The organism is Candidatus Pelagibacter sp. HIMB1593 (assembly GCF_052047755.1).
Lineage (GTDB): Bacteria > Pseudomonadota > Alphaproteobacteria > Pelagibacterales > Pelagibacteraceae > Pelagibacter.
Genome location: NZ_JBNAJK010000001.1, coordinates 16,636 through 34,955, shown reverse-complemented (window position 1 = coordinate 34,955; position 18,320 = coordinate 16,636). Strand labels below are relative to the sequence as shown.

The window sequence follows — 18,320 nt, the reverse complement described above, 5'->3', positions numbered from 1 at the left end:
AATACACAGGTAATGTTGACCGTCCTCATTTCTCTTCTTAAAGTAGTGTTTCTCTTTGCATAGGGGCCGGTAGCTCAGTTGGTTAGAGCACACCCTTGATAAGGGTGGGGTCGAAAGTTCGAGTCTTTCTCGGCCCACCAATTTAAGATCATGGGGGATTAGCTCAGCTGGGAGAGCGCCTGATTTGCATTCAGGAGGTCAGCGGTTCGATCCCGCTATCCTCCACCAAAACACTTAGCTATAAAAAATCGTAAAAAAATTAATAATTAATATCAATATCTATATCCGAACATTAGTAATGTTATTATCTAATGTTCAAAATAAAAATTTGATTCAACACAGAATTTTTTTCTGTGCATAAATCAAGCGTTTAAGGGCGTGTAGTGGATGCCTTGGCACTGAAAGCCGATGAAGGACGTGATATACTGCGATAAGTTTCGGGGAGCTGTATGTAAGTTTTGATCCGAAAATTTCCGAATGGGGAAACCCACCACTTTATGTGGTACTTTAAACTGAATACATAGGTTTAAAGAGACAACCTGGAGAACTGAAACATCTAAGTAACCAGAGGAAAAGAAATCAATTGAGATTCCGTTAGTAGTGGCGAGCGAACGCGGACTAGGCCAGCAGTTTTGTTAAAAAAATTTGAATAGTTTGGAAATGCTAACCATAGAGGGTGATAGTCCCGTATGAGTAATGTTTAACAAAATTCTTGAGTAAAGCGGGACACGTGAAATCCTGCTCGAATATAGGGGGACCACCCTCTAAGCCTAAATACTCTTCAGTGACCGATAGTGAACTAGTACCGTGAGGGAAAGGTGAAAAGAACCCCTATTAGGGGAGTGAAATAGAACCTGAAACCGCATGCCTACAATCAGTCGAAGCTCTTTTTAGAGTGACGGCGTACCTTTTGTATAATGGGTCAGTGACTTAATTTATAAAGCAAGCTTAAGCCATCTAGGTGTAGGCGTAGCGAAAGCAAGTCTTAATAGGGCGATTAGTTTTATGAATTAGACCCGAAAACGAATGAGCTTACCATGAGCAGGTTGAAAGTTGGGTAACACCAACCGGAGGACCGAACCAGTTGACGTTGAAAAGTCTTTGGATGACTTGTGGTAAGGGGTGAAAGGCCAACCAAATTCGTAGATAGCTGGTTTTCCGCGAAAACTATTTAGGTAGTGCGTTGAATAAATAGACATTTAGAGGTAGAGCACTAAATGGGCTAGGGGGAAGAGATTCTTACCAAACCTAATAAAACTCCGAATGCTAAATGTTGTTCTTCAGCAGACAGACTGTGGGTGCTAAGGTCCATGGTCGAGAGGGAAAGAGCCCAGACCACCAGATAAGGTCCCCAAATTATGATTAAGTGTGAAAGGATGTGGAAATTCCTTAACAGCCGGGAGGTTGGCTTAGAAGCAGCCATCCTTTAAAGATAGCGTAACAGCTCACCGGTCTAATAGAGTTTCTGCGCCGAAGATGTAACGGGGCTAAAATCATATACCGAATCTGTGGATTTGTAATTTTTTCGAAAATTACAACTGGTAGCGGAACGTTCTGTAAGCCTGTGAAGGGGTACCCGCGAGGGATCCTGGAGGTATCAGAAGTGCGAATGCTGACATAAGTAACGATAAAAGAAGTGAAAAACTTCTTCGCCGAAAATCCAAGGGTTTCTGCGCAAGGTTAATCCGCGCAGAGTTAGTCGGCACCTAAGGCGAGGGCGAAAGCCGTAGTCGATGGAAATAAGGTTAATATTCCTTAACCAGATGGTAGTGACGGATCTTGTAAGTTGTGAGTTCTTAATGGATTGAGCTTGCCGCGAAAAGGTTCCAAGAAATAGCTCCATCATTAGACCGTACCCTAAACCGACACAGGTGGATTAATAGAGTATATTTAGGCGCTTGAGAGAATGATGTTGAAGGAACTCGGCAAAATGCTTCCGTAACTTCGGGATAAGGAAGACCTGTTTTTAGGCAACTAGAGATGGGTGGCACAAGCCAGGGAGAAGCGACTGTTTATCAAAAACACAGGGCTCTGCTAACACGTAAGTGGATGTATAGGGTCTGACGCCTGCCCGGTGCTGGAAGGTTAATGCGGTTGGTGCAAGCTAACTTCTGAAGCCCCAGTAAACGGCGGCCGTAACTATAACGGTCCTAAGGTAGCGAAATTCCTTGTCGGGTAAGTTCCGACCTGCATGAATGGCGTAACGATTTCTCCGCTGTCTCCAACATCAACTCAGTGAAATTGAATTCTCCGTGAAGATGCGGAGTTCGCGTAGTTAGACGGAAAGACCCCGTGCACCTTTACTGCAACTTTACATTGGTATTAGGAAAAACATATTTAGTATAGGAGGGAGACATTGAAGCATAGGCGTCAGTTTATGTGGAGTCACCAGTGAAATACCTCTTTTGTTTTTCTTGGTATCTAACTGATCGCCGTTATCCGGCATCAAGACATTGTATGGTGGGTAGTTTGACTGGGGCGGTCGCCTCCCAAATAGTAACGGAGGCGTGCGAAGGTAGGCTCAGAACGGTCAGAAATCGTTCGTAGAGTGCAATGGCATAAGCCTGCCTGACTGTGAGACTGACAAGTCGAGCAGAGACGAAAGTCGGTCATAGTGATCCGGTGGTTCTGAGTGGAAGGGCCATCGCTCAACGGATAAAAGGTACGCCGGGGATAACAGGCTGATACTGCCCAAGAGCTCATATCGACGGCAGTGTTTGGCACCTCGATGTCGGCTCATCACATCCTGGGGCTGGAGCAGGTCCCAAGGGTTTGGCTGTTCGCCAATTAAAGTGGTACGTGAGCTGGGTTCAGAACGTCGTGAGACAGTTCGGTCCCTATCTGCTATGCGTGTAGAAGAATTGAGAGGAGTTGACCCTAGTACGAGAGGACCGGGTTGAACATACCACTGGTGGACCGGTTGTAGCGCCAGCTGCAGTGCCGGGTAGCTAAGTATGGACGAGATAACTGCTGAAAGCATCTAAGCGGGAAACTCACCTCAAAACTAGTTCTTCCTATAGAGCCGTGGTAGACCACCACGTTGATAGGCTGGATGTGGAAGCGCAGTAATGCGTGCAGCTGACCAGTACTAATAGCTCAATTGGCTTGATTTATGCACTGAAAAAAATTTTAATATAGTTAATGGTAAATTTAATTATTAAATCTAAAGATGAAATTTGCTATCAATTAAATTATTGACGTAGCGCCACCATCAATGATTATGCAGTTACCCGATGAATAAGAACTTTTATCCGAAGCATAGAAATTAATATAATTCATTATTTCATTTTTATTTCCCATTCTACCTTGGATAGTTTTTCTTTTATATTTATTTTTAAATTTATTTGAAAAATTGTTGTCAATCCCACCTAGTATTAAACAAATGATTTTAATATTAGATCTAGAATAATATGCGGCTAATGATTTTGTAAATCCAATTAATCCAGCTTTTGCAACCGAATATTCTATTGGCTTAAAACCCTTATATAATGAACTGTTGCCATATAAACTTTGATCAGGCCCAATCATGCCATAAATTGATGAAATGTTAATAATAGTTCCAGTCCCTTTTTTCTCAAAAATTTTTAATGCATACTTTGAAAGCAAGAAAGAACCAACCAAATCAACTCTTAAGCTTTTTTCCCAAATATCTAAATCATAATCACTAAATTTAAAATATCTCCTTGACAATTTTTTTACATTTCCAGGGTTGATGGATGCATTATTTATTAATATGTCTAATCCAGATTTGTTAAAATTTTGATTAAAAACTTTTTTAACTTGTTGTTCGTTAGTAATGTCACATTTGATTGTGCTATTATTTATTTTTTTTAGATCTAATCCATAAAATGATGCCCCATTTTTAATAAAATTTTTTCTCATCTCTTTTGCTAAAAATCCTTCACTTCCAGAGACTAATATTTTTTTCTTTTTGAAATACATGATTTATTATAAATATATAAAATATTGAAAAAAGCTACCATAATAACTGTAAGATCAAATTCAAAAAGACTACCTTTAAAAATTTTAAAGAAAATAAAAAAAAATCACAAATCAATTGATGTGGTTATTAAAAGATCAAAAAAAATAAAATTACCAATTATTATTGCCACAACAAGAGATAAATCAGATGACAAACTTGTTGAATATATTAAACAAAATTACGATTGTAAGATTTATAGAGGGAATATAAAAAATAAGGTTTCAAGATGGTTCAATTGTATGAAATTTTATAATTTAGATAGTGCATGTTTTGTTGATGGTGATGACCTTGCTTTTGATTATGATCTTTTTAAAAAAACAATTAAAAAATTAAATACTAAATCTCCAACTATATATAAGTTTCCAACAAAAATAGTTACGGGGATATTCACTTATTGTATAAATTTTGAAGCTTTAAAAATCTTATTTTTAAAATCAAAAAAATATAAAAAATTAGAAATTATTGATAATTTAGTAGAAGATAAAAAAATAAAAGTGAATATAGTTAATGTATCTAAAAAATTATTAGATAAAAATATAAGACTTACATTAGACTATAATGAAGATCTAATATTATTTCGAAAAATTTTTAAAATTTTTCCAGTAAATGCTACGTCATCAAGTATTATTGAATATATGTTGAAACATAAAGATTTTTGCAATATAAATTTTTTCCTTAACAAAAATTGGAAAACAAATCAAAAACAGCAAACAAAAAAATAGAATAAGATAAAATTTAATTGAAATTGAAAAAAAAAATAGGCTGGAGATTTAAAGGAAACGAAATTAGATATTTAACAAAAGTTTTAAAAAATGATTTTTCAGCAGGATCAGATGCTTCGATGACTGAAAAATTTGAAAAAAAGTTTGCCAAAATACATAATCAAAAATTTGCAATTGCATCAAATTCTGGAACATCAACTTTACATCAGGCTCTACTTTCAATTGGGGTTGGACATGGACACGAAGTTATAATACCCGCGCTGACAGTTGCAATGTGTGGTTTTGCTGTATGGCAATGTGGTGCTGTTCCCGTCTATGCTGATGTTGATGAATATAGCTTTCTTATAGACCCAAAAGATATTGAAAAAAAAATTACAAAAAAGACTAAAGCAATAATGGTTGTCCATACATATGGTTTGATGTGTGATATGGATGCTATTTTAAAAATAGCTGACAAATATAAAATAAATGTATTGGAAGATTGTGCTCAATGTTTTCTTGGTAAAGATCATAAAAATAGAATTTCAGGAACCGTAGGGTCTATTGGCAGTTGGAGCTTGGAAAGTTCTAAGCACATTTCTTCTGGAGAGGGCGGTATATTAACTACTAATAATGCGCATTTTGCAAAAATAATGCGAAAGTACGGAACGCTTGGATTTAAAAATATAACTGCACAAAATGGAAAGGTAAGAATTAGTAGGGATAAATTTCAAGACCCAAATTGGGAAAGACATGATCAGTTTGGATATAATTACAGATTATCTGAGATTTGTTCAGCAGTTGCGTTGGCACAAACAGAAAAAATTAATATTTTTGTGAAAAAAAGAGTTGAAGCTGGCAATGCTTTTTTAAGGTTTATAAAAAAATCAAAGACTAGTTTATTAATACCCCAAGAAATAAAAAAAAATTATAAACATACTTTCTATACTTTTGCATGTGTGTTTAATGGAGAAAGTCGAGGAATTTCATGGCAATCTTTTAGAAAAAAATTTATTGAGAATGGTGGTGATGGAATTTATGCTGCCTGGAAAACAGTAAATAATGAACCATGTTTTGCTGATGTTAGAAAAAATGGATTATTTTCTGGTAATATGAAAATCTCAAAAAGTTATGGTTGGGGTGAGACGCCGGTTGCAATTAATTTACAAAAGAAGATTATGCAATTTACAACCAATCAAAGAAATAAAAAAGAAATTAAAAAACAAATTTTAGCACTTAAAAAAACTTTAGAATTTTATGAATAAAAAAATGAAAAAAAATAAATACTACTTAATAGGAGAAATTGGTATAAATCATAACGGAGACATTAAAATTGCGAAACAGATTATTTTACAAGCAAAAAAATTTGGATTTGATGCAGTAAAATTTCAAAAAAGAAACCCTGATATTTCTACGCCAGAAAATAAAAAATTTGAGATTAGAAATACGCCATGGGGCAATATTAGCTATTTAGATTATAAGAAAAAGATAGAATTCGATCGAAAAAAATATGATGAAATTGATAAATATTGTAAGAAAATAAAAATTGATTGGTTTGCTAGTGCTTGGGATATAGATAGTGTTAATTTTTTAAGAAAATATAAAATGCCATATCATAAAGTGGCATCAGCGATGCTAACGAATATAGATCTTTTAAATTCAATATCAAAAGAAAAAAAACCTACTTTAATCTCAACAGGTATGAGTAATATGAAAATTATTGATAAAGCAGTCAAAATTTTTAAAAAAAATAATTGTAAGTTTATTTTAATGCATTGCGTTTCAACATATCCAGCAAATGAAAAAAATTTAAATTTGAATATGATAAGTACTTTAAAGAGGAAATATAAATGTGAAGTTGGATATTCTGGACATGAAAATTCAGTTACACCAAGTCTATATGCAGCAATTTTAGGTGCTAATTACATAGAAAGACATATTACATTGGATAGGACCATGTGGGGGACTGATCACTCTGCTTCTTTAGAAATAAGTGGAATGGAAAAATTAGGTACAATGTTAAAAAATATTCCTGAAATTTTGGGCGACGGCAAGAAAAAATTTCTTTTAGATGAAAGGCAAAAATTAAAAACTCAAAAGTATTGGAAGTAATATTTATATTATCCAAATATATTTTTTGATAACCCGCCATCAAAATTTATAGTTGTTCCATTAATATACCTAATATTATTTTTGATAATTAGTGACACAAACTTAGCAATGTCTTTAGGGTCTCCTGCTTTACCAAGAGGCAAGTTATTTTCAAAAAATTTCATATTTTTCCCACCTACTAGTTTTTTTAATCTATCAGTCTTTATTGGTCCAGGAGCAATATTAATAAAGTTAATTTTTTTTTTTGAGTATAAGCTACTCACAGTTTTAAAAACACTTGATAATGCAATTCTGAAACTATTTGATAACACTAAATTATCCTCAGGACTTTTTATAGTATGTGATGATATTAGGAAAACATATCCATAATTATTAATTTTTAATTTTTGTAAAATTGTTACCAAACCTAAAAATAATTGATTAAAATATTTATTCCATTCATCGTGTGTAATTTCAAAAAAATTTTTTGCAGGAGGACCTCCGGTGTTTAATATAAGATAATCTATATTCTTTAATTTTTTAATAAAGTTTTCCACTGATTTAATATTTGATGTATCTAGTGTTTTGCTTGAAGGGCTATAAATTTTTAAATTCATTTTTGCCATTTCATTTTTTATTTCTTTCCCAATTCCTTTAGACGAACCAAGAATTAACGCTCTCTTCATGTATTAAGATCCTTTATAAGTTTATTTATTTTTTTTATATTTACTGCATGATCATCATCTGGAAAAAATTTAGCAAAGTCTGATTTTACATAAAAAAAAATAGCATATGGTTCAAATTTTGCAGAGTATTTTATTATTTCTAGATATTTAGAATGGTTGCCAAATGCAACATTTAGTTTTGTCAATTTTTTTAGTGTTTTAATTTTATTAAAATTGATTTTATTTAAATTATTTTCGAATTGAGTATGAATTAAAGTAGTTTTTTTTCTATACTCATTTTTCATGTTTAAAACCCTAGACTTAATTTCATTTATAGTAGAATTTCCAGTAGAAAGGTAAATATTTTCTACAGATGTTTTCATAGCTTTATCAATTAGTTTTGAATTGCCAAAGTCTTCACTTAAAATTTTAAAAAAATCAGCTCCATAATCATCAAATTGATTAATCTGACCAACATCTGAAATTGCAAATCCTATTTGTTTATTCTTTTTTTTTACTTTCTTTATAATTTTTTTATAAAATGAGTTTTCAAGTATTAATGAGTTAAATTTTTTTTTTTTTAACATTTCAATAAAAAAACTTTTTTCTCTAATATCTTTTATTAAAGATAAATTTTTTGTTTGATGAAATTTTTTTATATTTTTATTAAATTTGCTATTTTTGACTTGAAAGGATAAGCCATCAATATTAGTTTTTAATAGATCATTAACTAGTTTATTGGCCAATTTTTCATTCCCCAAATGATTAAGTCCAATTTCAGCTATTATCTTTATTTTCATTGCATATAACTGACTAATAAAGCAGTTTTTTATTGTTAAAATTTATTTAATACTTATAGACCAAAATTATATTAGTTACACTATAATTGTATGTATAAATAAATTCTAAAATAAAAATAAATCTAATTCATAAAAAAAATAAATTTGATCAAGCAGCTTTGTTAAAATTTTCTGGAATGAAAAATTTTTCTGAGTCTATAGAAAAAATAATTGAAGATGAAATTCCTATAGCTAAAAAGTTAAGAGTATACATTAAAAATCAAAATAATATGACCTTAAGAGTTAATTTAGATTTAAAAAAAAAATTAATAATAAATAATTAAAATAAGTGGAAAAATTTTATTTTGCGAAAATGGAGGATCTGCCGCAGACATACAACATTTTGTAGTTGAATTTATTTTAAGATTAAGATCTCATTTAATAAAAATCCCATACCCACTTTAATATTAACTCAAGATACTTCAGCTATTACTGCACGTGGTAATTAGATGTAATTTATGATTTAAAATGGAAAATTACAGACAATGGATTATATGATTTTTTAAAAAGAATAATGGTTACTTTAGATATGTGACTAAGAATATAAATTAATTTTAAAAAATTGTTATTTTTTAAAAAGTCATATAATCACATAATTGTGAACATATCAAAAACAAAACCAGTTTTATTAATTCAACTTGGTCCCTTACATCTTTTCTGGACAACAGGAGTTTATTATCTTTGGGAGCTCAAAGACAAATATGATTTTGTTTTATTGGTTAGTGATGAATATTCTAATTCAATTAATTTTGATAAAATAATAAAATATTTAGATATAAAATTTATTTATTATCAGAAAAAAGATAAGGGATTTAAACTTATTAAAAATTTATACAAAGATTATAATAAAATTTTTGAAAAATATGATCCTCATAAAATTTTAATGTACAACGTGTCTTTCATTGAAAATCAAGTGCTTTTATGCGTTTGTAAAAAAAAGAAGAAAAATTTAAAAATATTTCAATATCAGAGTTCCAGAGTTGCTTCAAACATGGTTAAAGATAGAGAGTATGAAGTTTATATCCAAGCACTTATTTTAACAAAAAAATTTAAATTTTTAAAAAATTTTTTTAGAACTTTAATTTACTCTACCAAATTTAGAAATTTAATTAAGTATTTGTATTATTATAAAATTATTCCTTTTTTTGTTTTAAAAAAAACATTTAAGCCACACTTTAATATTTATACTGGTAAGAATCATGTTAAAAAATCTCTCGATTTATACAGCAAAGTAATAAGTAAATGTTTTGTATATCTTGAATGTGAGGCAAAAAGTGCATTAAGTAATGAAGTTCAAGATCTTGAAATTATAAATCATCCTTTGTCTACTTCAGGAAAGTTTGTAAATAAAATTCTATACGGTTCAATTGAAGAAAAAAATCAGATTTTAATTTTGCCATCCTCAGGACTTTTTGATGAAGAATTAATTAAAAATAATAATTTTGATTATTTAACTAAATTTGTTGCGAGACAATATATAAATTTTTTTCAAATTATTTTATTAAAGTTTAAAAATTTTAATATAAAATTTAAGCTACATCCTAGAGAAGAGTCTACTATTTTTTGGAATAGAGTATTAAAATTAATATCTGAAAAATATAATAATATTGAATTTGAAAAATCGTCAACAAATTCCGAACAATTAATTTTGGAATCAAAAATAATTGTAAGTGATATTTCTACAGTCTTGTGGTGGAGTATTTTTCTTGGAAATAGAATTTCCATAAGCTTGGATATTTTTAATTTTGATTCTGGTAAAGAGATGTTACAGTATACTCCTGATATTTATTATGTTGATAATTTGGAAGATTTAAAAAAGTTAAATTTAATTCCTAATCAAAATATCTTTAAAGAAAAGAAAAGTGTTTCAGATATTTTATGATCTTCATAAAAATAAAAACTTAAAAAATATTTAACACAACACTGTATAAATTAATTATACCAATTCTAAGCCTGATAAAATTAACCAAAAACTAGATAAAAAAATAATTATATTTAAAAAAAATAAATATTTTTTGAAGCTTAAATGTAAAAAAATTTTTTTCCCTATTATGTAACTTCCCGCACTCAATAAGAGTATTTCAAAATTTTTTAAATTAAATACGGTTTTGTTAGATAATATATTAATTAAAATATATTGAGTTGAAGCAAATATTAGATATGAAAAAGCTATATGTAATCTTAGCAATTTTTTGCCTTTTTTTAAAATTTCTTGAAAATAAATTGATATTAATGTGCCTCCAGCATTAGTTAGTCCGTGGAATAGTCCGATTAACATGAATATAATTTTATTATTTTTTTTAAGTAAATTGCTAATGAAGTTTTTCTTTAAAAAAAATTTTATAAAAAGAACAATAAAAATGCCAATTCCGACAAATAGTTTAAAATTTATATAAAATTTATAAATGAAAATAATAAAAGTTCCTAAAATAATTAAAGGAACAGATAATATGATTACATCTTTGTTAATATTGTTTTTTGTATCATAACTATTAATTTGCAATATGCTTATTAAAATTGAACAGGGTAATAAAATACTTAATATATTAAAGAAATCATAATTTAAAATTAGAAGTACGGGAGTTCCAATTACCAATAACCCAATTCCAAAAATAGATTGAATGATCGAAAGTATAATAATTATAGTCTCTAACATAATTATCTTTTATTTTATAAAGTTTTAAAATATTAAATAAACAATTAATTTATTTTAGATATATAAATGAAAGGTATTTGGTTTTTTGGTCTATCAGGTTCGGGCAAAACTTTTGCATCTAATCATATAAAAAAAAAAATAAAAAAATCAGTAATAATTGACGGAGATCAAATAAGGCGATTCATAAGTTTTGATCTTGGTTATGCGAAAAAAGACCGATCAATTCAGGTCAAGAGAGTTTTAGGCTTAGCAATAATTTTAATTGAACAAGGCTATTTTCCAATTATATCAACAGTTTTCTTTAATAACGAAGTTCATAAAACATGTAAAAAATACAAAATAGAACCATATAGAATTTTGAGAACCGACATAAAACATGTAATGAATTCTCATCCAACTTATAAAAATAAAAAGAATGTTGTAGGAAAAGATATTTCATTTGAAAAAATAAAAACAAAAAAAATTATTAACGATGGGAGGAAAAATTTTTGCAAAACACTAAATTTGTCAATTCTTTAGTAGGAGAAAAAAAATATTTAATAGATTATGCAAATTTGAAACAAAATTTGTTTTTGTATCAAAGTAATATTTTTAATAAAAATGAAGTATACAATTTTTTCAAAAAAAAACATTTTGGTATACCTGCGCTTTTTCCAGTTAAATTAAAAATTTTTGATTACTCAAATAGTGATCAATATTTTATTAAAGGTAATTTTTTATTAAAAAATATCTATCATACTAAAAATGACAAATATAAGCCTTTTAAAGATTATGTTAGATTTGGTAATGAATTTTCTACTTTTGTAAAACCCAAAAAGAGATACCTAAATCTGGTTAATAAAATAATAAATTTTAATAAATATTCAATCAACGAAATTAAAAATATTAAAAAAAAATTTAAAAATGTATGTGCATTTCAAACTAGAAACATTCCTCATCATGGCCATGAAAAAATTTTAGATTATTTGTTATCTAAATATGACCATGTAGTAATCAATCCTTTAATTGGACCTAAAAAAAAGGGAGACATTAAATTTGATATGTTAGCTAAAATATATAAATTTTTGTTAAGAGAAAAGTACAACAAAAAAGTTAGCTACATACCTTTTATTTCAAATATGTTTTATGCTGGCCCCCAAGAAGCTGTTCATCATGCAAATTTAAGATACACTCTGGGTTTTAGAAATTTTGTAATTGGAAGAGATCATGCTGGATCTGAGAATTTATATACACCACATCAAGCTTACAATTATATTTCTAAATTACAAACCCATCTAAACATAAAAGTTGAGAAAGTTTTAGGATCTTATTATTGCAAGAAATGCGAAGATGTTGTTATTAAAACCAGCTGTTCACACAAAACATTAATAAACATATCTGGTACAGAATTTAGAAATTGCTTAAAAAACAAAAAGTATTTTAAATATGCAGATTTCAATCTTCAAAAGTTTATATTTGGACTTAAGCAAAAAATTTTTATAAATTAATAAAATGAAAATATTAGCTACCATTGGTCCTGTAAGTGAAAGTACAAATTCTATAAAAAAAATTAGCAGCTTTACTAATCTTTTTAGACTAAATGGATCTCACAATTCTTTAGCATGGCATAAAAAAATCTGTCAGAGAATAAAATTTAACAATATTGACAATAAAATCTTATTAGATATTCCAGGAATAAAGCCCAGAACAGATAATAAAGTAAATATAAATGTAAAAAAAAATGATTTAGTTATTTTTTATTTTAAAAAAGATGAAAATTTAAAAAAATACCTAAAACATATAAAAGTACCAATTACAAACCCAATTCCGAAAACTGAAAATAAAACAAAGAAGTTTAGTATTTCAGATGGATTATATTCTTTTAAGATTGTAAAGCTCAAAAAAAATATCATTATAGGAAAATCACTTCAAAGTTTCATTTTAAAACCGAAAAAAGGGCTTAATTTACCCAATTCATATTATGATAATAAACTTCAGCTGGATTTATATTTAAAGTTTTTAAATAAAATTAAATCATTTAAATTTGATGCCATTGGACTTAGTTATGTTCAAAATGAAAAAATCGTAAAAAAAATTAAAAAAAAATTCCCTAATCATTTAATTTTATCGAAAATAGAAAATATTATTGGTTTTAAAAATACTGAAAAAATTTCTGAAGCAAGTGATATGGTTATGATTGATAGGGGTGATTTAAGTGCAGAAATAGGAGAATCCAAACTTTATGAAGCAGTTATACAAATTTCAAATATTTGTAAAAGAAATGGCAAACCATTGGTCATGGCCACAGAAAATTTGGGTTCTATGATAGAAAATCCTTTACCAAGCAAAAGTGAAATTATGTCATTAGCATTTTCTAAGACATTAAATGTAGATGAGATAATGTTAAGTGATGAAACCGCTACATCAAAAAATTATCATACAACTATTAAATGGCTTTATAATTTTATTAATTTTACAGAAAATAAAAAAACAGTTGAATATAATTCAGATTCTTTTTTAAAGATTTTAAATAATCTTAATGACAGTACTTTGATTGTTTTTTCAAAAAAAGGTTATTTTATTGAAAAAGTAATAAGAAATAATAACTCATTTAATCTAATAATTTTTAGTTGTGATAAAAAAGTAATTAATACCTGTTATTTTAGAGCAAGTTGCACACCTATATTGACAAATGATTTTCCAAAAAATATGGAAAATTTCATTTTTAATAACATTAAGAGAAATAAAAATTTAGTTTTTAAAAAAAATAACAACGCACTACTTGTATTTGCTAATTTTCCAAAAAAAGGATCTAGAGCAAACACTTTAAGTCTAATTAATAAAGAAAATTTTTAATATAATTAAACAATTTAAATTTGAAGATGATTAACAAATATAAAGATGACGAAACATTATTAATATCAGATTTTGGACGTTCAGCACAAGGCTGGTTAAGTTATATGTTGTGTTATATTCTTAATGCACGTTTTATTGAGCCTTATGCTTTAATGGGAGGTATCAAATATAGTATATCAGACGTAATTGAAAAAAACACTAAAGGTCGATTAAAAGGACGTGAAAATTCACGTTATAGTATAGTTGTAAAAACACACTCCCATCCAGCTCAACAAATTGATTTAACTAAATCTATTATTTATTTAACTCGAGATCCAAGAGATGTAGCAGTTTCATATTATTATATGGTTAGAAATGCAATTAAGAAGGGTAAAATAGATAGAAAACTAATTTTTCATATGATTCCATTTTTAAGTTTTATTATTACAGCTTTTAGTTGGAGGAAACATTTTAGATCTTGGCAAAATGTACCGAGCTTCCGTGTCCGATACGAAGATCTTAGAACAAACACATTTGAAGTAATTACTTCAATACTAACAAACTTTGAGCTGGATATAAATAAAGAAACCGTACTAGAATCAATTGATATTTTTAGTTTTGAAAATTGTTATGGTCGTAAACGTGGTGATGAAGATGTAAATAATCCAGAAGCCAGAAAAGGGCAAATTGGAGATTATAGAAATCATTTTACAAAACTTCATAATATCATTTTTTGGATGATTTGTGGTAAAGAAGCAAAACTAGCAGGATACCAATTTGACGGAAGCACTAGCATTGAACCCAAAAACTAAAAGTTAATAGACGTAAATTTTAAGCAGGAATTTAACTTTTTTGATTTTTATCTCTCTTTTATTTTAAAACAGATGACAAGACACTAGACATGTGTTTTAAATTTACGTTGAATCTGTTACCCAATTCATTAGCATGAATACCGGCTGCAATGTGAGATACAATAATTTTTTCTTTTAAATTAAACTTTTGTGAAAAATTTAATGCACTAAAAGCTGAAAGAAAAATATCACCACAACCAGTTGTATCTAGGTTTTGTTTTAAAATTGTTGGAATAAAATGTAATTTATTATTATTAAGCACAAAACAACCTTTCCTACCTTGGGTTATTATTGCTAATTTTGTTTTTTTAAAAATGTGAGTATTTTTTTTAATAACATTTTTAAGTGGAGAATGCATATCTTGTGACATTAGTCTCATTTCGTTTTCATCTAAACTTAAGATTAAAGATTTTTTATATTTATTTGCTAGGTTAAATCCAAAATTGAAAGAGTTGCTTTGACAATTTACAACTAGTTTATTCGAATATTTTTGAAGTAATAAATTTAGTTCTTTAAAATTATAGTTATACCCATAATCAAAAATAATTATTTGCTTATATTTATTTATATTCTTATTTAAAATTGACAAAAATTTTTCTTTAACTTTGGAAGTTAAATTATTAGTTTCATTTTTATTTACTTGAAAGAATTTGTTAAGAGAATAATCATCAACGTATCTTATTTTTTTTATAATATTGTTTTCAGATGAAATAATTTTGATTGTAATATTTTCATTTAAGTATCTTTTAATATAATTAAGATCATTCTTATTTCCTATAAAATAATAATCTATACTTTTAAAAAATTGAGACAAAAAATTTAAAACTAAAAGTACACCTCCTAAGTTTTCTTCTTGTTTAAGAAATCTTGTGGCAATAATATTATTTTTATTTGATTTACCAGATGGTCTAACAAATCTTAAAACATCAATAATTGGATCACCAATAATAAGAATTTTTTCATTTATTTTTTTTTTGATAAATTCTTTAAATTTTGGGCCAAGTAAATAATTTTTTTCTTTTGCAAAAAATTTTTTTGCATCAGTTGTTAAAAAATCAAAATTTTGATTTATAATTGAACTTGAGGAATACAAAGGAGTATCTGTAAAAGTAAGTTTGCCTCCATATTTTTCGACCTCTTTTTTTTCCGCAAAAATATTTTTACTTAAATCATCTTTTAAGTTTTTATAATCAATTCCTTTTATATAGAAGTTTGGTTTTATCTTTTTAATATTAGGAATAGCTGTTGGATGGTTACTTTCTATAACTTTATCAATATATTTAATAGAACTTAAAAGCTTAATTCTAGTCGATGTATTAAAAATTGGTTTTCCTGGACCTTTGTTTACATATTTATCAGAAGTTACTGATACTATTAATTTATCAACTTTACTTTTTGCCTCTTTAAAATACATAATATGGCCAATATGTATGACGTCAAATACACCATGAACCATGCCAATAGATTTATTTAATTTAGTATTTTTTGCTTTATTTGATCTTTTCATGCAATAAATTTCTAGATTCTATATATTAACATCTTATAACAAAACACTAAAATTTATTAATTTACTAAAATCTATTGAGATTAAATATGTATTAATTTAATTAATAAAGCAAATGTAAATATATTTTACAAATTATAAACTTGGATACTATGAAAAAAAATAAATATTTTTGCATTTAGTTTTAAAAATAATAATGAATAAAAACACAGCATTAAAAATATATTTTGAAACACTTAGAATAAGAAATATTGAGATAGAGATTTCAAAAAAATATAGTGAACAAAAAATGAAATGTCCAGTTCACTTATCTATAGGCCAAGAAGCAATTCCAGTTGGAATATGTAAAAATCTAAATAAAGAAGATAGGGTTTTCACAGCACACAGATCTCACGCCCATTATTTAGCAAAAGGAGGCAACCTTAAAAGGATGCTTGCTGAATTGTATGGAAAAGAAACAGGCTGTGCAAAAGGCAAAGGTGGATCAATGCATTTGATAGACTTAAAAGCAGGTTTGTTTGGCGCTGTTCCAATAGTTGGAAGCACAATTCCTATTGGGGTAGGAGCCGCTTGGAGTAATAAACTTAATAAAGAAAAATCAATCATTGTAATATTTTTTGGAGATGGAGCAACAGAAGAGGGTGTTTTTCAAGAGAGCCTTGATTTTGCGTCCTTACATAGTTTACCTGTGTTATTTGTATGTGAGCATAATAATTTTTCAGTTTATTCTAATATAAAAAAAAGGCAGTCAAAAAAAAGAAATATTCTAAATATTGCAAAAGCGATTGGAATACAGGGACTTCATCTAGATGGAAACAATTCTATAAATTTATATAAGAAATCCAAAATTGTGATTAATAGAATGAGAAAAAAAAATAAACCTTTTATTTTTTTGTGTGATACTTTTAGAAATCTTGAACATTGCGGACCTAATAATGATGATAATTTAAATTATAGAAATAAAAAATATATTGATTATTGGGTAAACAAATGTCCTTTAAAAAGAATAGAAAATTATCTTTTAAAAAAAAAAATTTTATCAAATGATACTATTAAAAATCTTAAAAAAAAAATTAATAGCGAGATAAAAGAGGCATTTATATTTGCTGAAAACTCGAAATTTCCAGAAAGAAAAAACCTTTACAAAGATGTATATATCTAAAAATAAAAGAATTTTAAAATTTTCTGAGTCAATAAATGAAGCTTTATTTTTATCAATGAAAAAAAATAGGAATATTTTGTTAATGGGTTTAGGTATTGATGACCCAAAAGCAATTTTTTCTACAACTCTTAACTTAAATAAATTTTTTCCAAAAAGAGTTTTTGATATGCCAACTTCTGAAAATTCAATGACAGGATTTGCTATAGGCCTTGCTATATCTGGCAAAAGACCTATTATAACTCATCAAAGAGTTGAATTTTCATTGCTCGCTATAGATCAAATTGTAAACCAAGCAGCAAAGTGGCTATATATGAACGCAGGTCAAAAACCTGTTCCATTAGTTATAAGGTTGATTATAGGAAGAGGATGGGGCCAGGGACCTCAGCATTCACAATCTTTAGAGGCCATGTTCTCACATATACCAGGATTGAAAGTTGTATGCCCTTCAGATGCATACAGCGCTAAAGGTTTATTAGCATCCAGTATTGAGGACAATAATCCAGTTATTTTTTTTGAGCATCGTTGGCTTCATAATACAAAATCAGAAGTTCCAAAAAAATACTATAAAATAAAAATTGGTAAATCTAAATATATCACAAGAGGAAAAGATATTACGATAATCACTTTCTCTTATATGGTTATCGAAGCAATTAAAATTGCTAAAATTTTAAAAGAGAATAAAATTGAAGCTGAAATAATTGACCTTCAAAGTTTAAGACCTTTAGACAAAAGTTTATTTTTAAAATCAGCAAAAAAAACAAAAAAAATTTTAGTTATAGATAATGGATGGACTAATTATGGTGTAAGTGCAGAAATTATGGCAATTATTTCTGAAAATTTGAAGCATAAAATTTATTCTATTAACAGAATAGGAGTAACAAATACACCAATACCAAGTACAGAAGCTCTCTCTAAATTTTCATATCCTAATAAAAATACTATAATTAAAATTGTAGAAAAAATTTTAAAAAAAAAAATTAAAATCAAAAAAACTTATGATATAGATAAGAATTATAACCAACCTGACAAAAATTTTATGGGTCCATTTTAAACAA

Annotated in this window: 16 protein-coding genes, 2 tRNA genes and 1 rRNA gene; 14 read left to right on the top strand and 5 right to left on the bottom strand. The window is 27.8% G+C overall.

From position 1 onward, the window contains the following. Positions 1 to 63 precede the first annotated feature (63 nt). The 3 genes from ACTTA0_RS00175 to ACTTA0_RS00165 all read left to right on the top strand — a co-directional run bounded on the left by ACTTA0_RS00175 (position 64) and on the right by ACTTA0_RS00165 (position 3,113). A tRNA-Ile gene (locus ACTTA0_RS00175) sits at positions 64 to 140 on the top strand. Positions 141 to 152: 12 nt separating this feature from the next. Beyond that, a tRNA-Ala gene (locus ACTTA0_RS00170) sits at positions 153 to 228 on the top strand. A 132-nt stretch (positions 229 to 360) separates the two neighbouring features. Next, positions 361 to 3,113 (top strand): 23S ribosomal RNA (locus tag ACTTA0_RS00165). Positions 3,114 to 3,186: 73 nt separating this feature from the next. Here the strand turns inward: ACTTA0_RS00165 and ACTTA0_RS00160 are convergent. Next, positions 3,187 to 3,942 (bottom strand): SDR family oxidoreductase, encoded by a 756-nt coding sequence (locus tag ACTTA0_RS00160; protein ID WP_440675442.1) that lies wholly within the window; start codon positions 3,940 to 3,942, stop codon positions 3,187 to 3,189. A 24-nt stretch (positions 3,943 to 3,966) separates the two neighbouring features. Here ACTTA0_RS00160 and ACTTA0_RS00155 point away from each other — a divergent pair, with 24 nt between their 5' ends. From ACTTA0_RS00155 to ACTTA0_RS00145, 3 genes are read left to right on the top strand one after another with little or no spacing between them, the layout of a single operon-like run. Continuing rightward, complete coding sequence (locus ACTTA0_RS00155) at positions 3,967 to 4,704, top strand: cytidylyltransferase domain-containing protein (protein ID WP_440675441.1); 738 nt, start codon at positions 3,967 to 3,969, stop codon at positions 4,702 to 4,704. A 23-nt stretch (positions 4,705 to 4,727) separates the two neighbouring features. Continuing rightward, on the top strand, positions 4,728 to 5,948 hold the full coding sequence (locus ACTTA0_RS00150) for a DegT/DnrJ/EryC1/StrS family aminotransferase (RefSeq protein ID WP_440675440.1): 1,221 nt from the start codon (positions 4,728 to 4,730) through the stop codon (positions 5,946 to 5,948). A 4-nt stretch (positions 5,949 to 5,952) separates the two neighbouring features. Continuing rightward, positions 5,953 to 6,795: an N-acetylneuraminate synthase family protein gene (locus ACTTA0_RS00145; protein WP_440675439.1), complete on the top strand. Its 843-nt coding sequence runs from the start codon at positions 5,953 to 5,955 to the stop codon at positions 6,793 to 6,795. 8 nt (positions 6,796 to 6,803) lie between these two features. Here the strand turns inward: ACTTA0_RS00145 and ACTTA0_RS00140 are convergent, their stop codons facing one another. Further along, positions 6,804 to 7,460 carry an SDR family oxidoreductase gene (locus ACTTA0_RS00140; RefSeq protein ID WP_440675438.1) on the bottom strand — a complete coding sequence of 219 codons (657 nt, stop codon included), beginning with the start codon at positions 7,458 to 7,460 and terminating at the stop codon, positions 6,804 to 6,806. After that, a complete protein-coding gene (locus tag ACTTA0_RS00135) occupies positions 7,457 to 8,239 on the bottom strand; it encodes an N-acetylneuraminate synthase family protein (RefSeq protein WP_440675437.1) in 783 nt (260 codons plus the stop codon). The genes ACTTA0_RS00140 and ACTTA0_RS00135 overlap by 4 nt, the downstream gene beginning before the upstream one ends. A gap of 176 nt (positions 8,240 to 8,415) precedes the next feature. Between ACTTA0_RS00135 and ACTTA0_RS00130 the strand changes: the two genes are divergently transcribed. Beyond that, positions 8,416 to 8,562 carry a hypothetical protein gene (locus tag ACTTA0_RS00130; RefSeq protein ID WP_440675436.1) on the top strand — a complete coding sequence of 49 codons (147 nt, stop codon included), beginning with the start codon at positions 8,416 to 8,418 and terminating at the stop codon, positions 8,560 to 8,562. Positions 8,563 to 8,876: 314 nt separating this feature from the next. After that, positions 8,877 to 10,160 carry a hypothetical protein gene (locus tag ACTTA0_RS00125; protein WP_440675435.1) on the top strand — a complete coding sequence of 428 codons (1,284 nt, stop codon included), beginning with the start codon at positions 8,877 to 8,879 and terminating at the stop codon, positions 10,158 to 10,160. A 54-nt stretch (positions 10,161 to 10,214) separates the two neighbouring features. On the opposite strand, the gene ACTTA0_RS00120 is transcribed toward ACTTA0_RS00125, so the two are convergent. After that, positions 10,215 to 10,934 carry a TSUP family transporter gene (locus ACTTA0_RS00120; RefSeq protein ID WP_440675434.1) on the bottom strand — a complete coding sequence of 240 codons (720 nt, stop codon included), beginning with the start codon at positions 10,932 to 10,934 and terminating at the stop codon, positions 10,215 to 10,217. A gap of 66 nt (positions 10,935 to 11,000) precedes the next feature. On the opposite strand from ACTTA0_RS00120, the gene ACTTA0_RS00115 reads away from it, so the two are divergent. The 4 genes from ACTTA0_RS00115 to ACTTA0_RS00100 all read left to right on the top strand — a co-directional run bounded on the left by ACTTA0_RS00115 (position 11,001) and on the right by ACTTA0_RS00100 (position 14,560). Next, on the top strand, positions 11,001 to 11,453 hold the full coding sequence (locus tag ACTTA0_RS00115) for an adenylyl-sulfate kinase (RefSeq protein ID WP_440675433.1): 453 nt from the start codon (positions 11,001 to 11,003) through the stop codon (positions 11,451 to 11,453). Then, on the top strand, positions 11,423 to 12,421 hold the full coding sequence (locus ACTTA0_RS00110) for a hypothetical protein (protein WP_440675432.1): 999 nt from the start codon (positions 11,423 to 11,425) through the stop codon (positions 12,419 to 12,421). Before ACTTA0_RS00115 ends, ACTTA0_RS00110 begins: the two co-directional genes overlap by 31 nt. 4 nt (positions 12,422 to 12,425) lie before the next feature. Beyond that, entirely contained in the window at positions 12,426 to 13,769 is a 1,344-nt protein-coding gene (locus tag ACTTA0_RS00105) for a pyruvate kinase (RefSeq protein WP_440675431.1), read from the top strand. Positions 13,770 to 13,873: 104 nt separating this feature from the next. Beyond that, positions 13,874 to 14,560, top strand: coding sequence for a sulfotransferase domain-containing protein (locus ACTTA0_RS00100; protein ID WP_440675430.1), 687 nt, complete (start codon positions 13,874 to 13,876; stop codon positions 14,558 to 14,560). A gap of 58 nt (positions 14,561 to 14,618) precedes the next feature. Here the strand turns inward: ACTTA0_RS00100 and ACTTA0_RS00095 are convergent, their stop codons facing one another. Beyond that, positions 14,619 to 16,106, bottom strand: a complete 1,488-nt coding sequence (locus ACTTA0_RS00095) for a PfkB family carbohydrate kinase (protein WP_440675429.1) — start codon at positions 16,104 to 16,106, stop codon at positions 14,619 to 14,621. A gap of 193 nt (positions 16,107 to 16,299) precedes the next feature. Between ACTTA0_RS00095 and ACTTA0_RS00090 the strand changes: the two genes are divergently transcribed. Together ACTTA0_RS00090 and ACTTA0_RS00085 are read left to right on the top strand one after the other, a co-directional pair. Continuing rightward, a complete protein-coding gene (locus tag ACTTA0_RS00090) occupies positions 16,300 to 17,265 on the top strand; it encodes a thiamine pyrophosphate-dependent dehydrogenase E1 component subunit alpha (protein WP_440675428.1) in 966 nt (321 codons plus the stop codon). After that, positions 17,252 to 18,316 (top strand): alpha-ketoacid dehydrogenase subunit beta, encoded by a 1,065-nt coding sequence (locus tag ACTTA0_RS00085; protein ID WP_440675427.1) that lies wholly within the window; start codon positions 17,252 to 17,254, stop codon positions 18,314 to 18,316. Before ACTTA0_RS00090 ends, ACTTA0_RS00085 begins: the two co-directional genes overlap by 14 nt. The last annotated feature ends 4 nt before the right edge of the window (positions 18,317 to 18,320 follow it).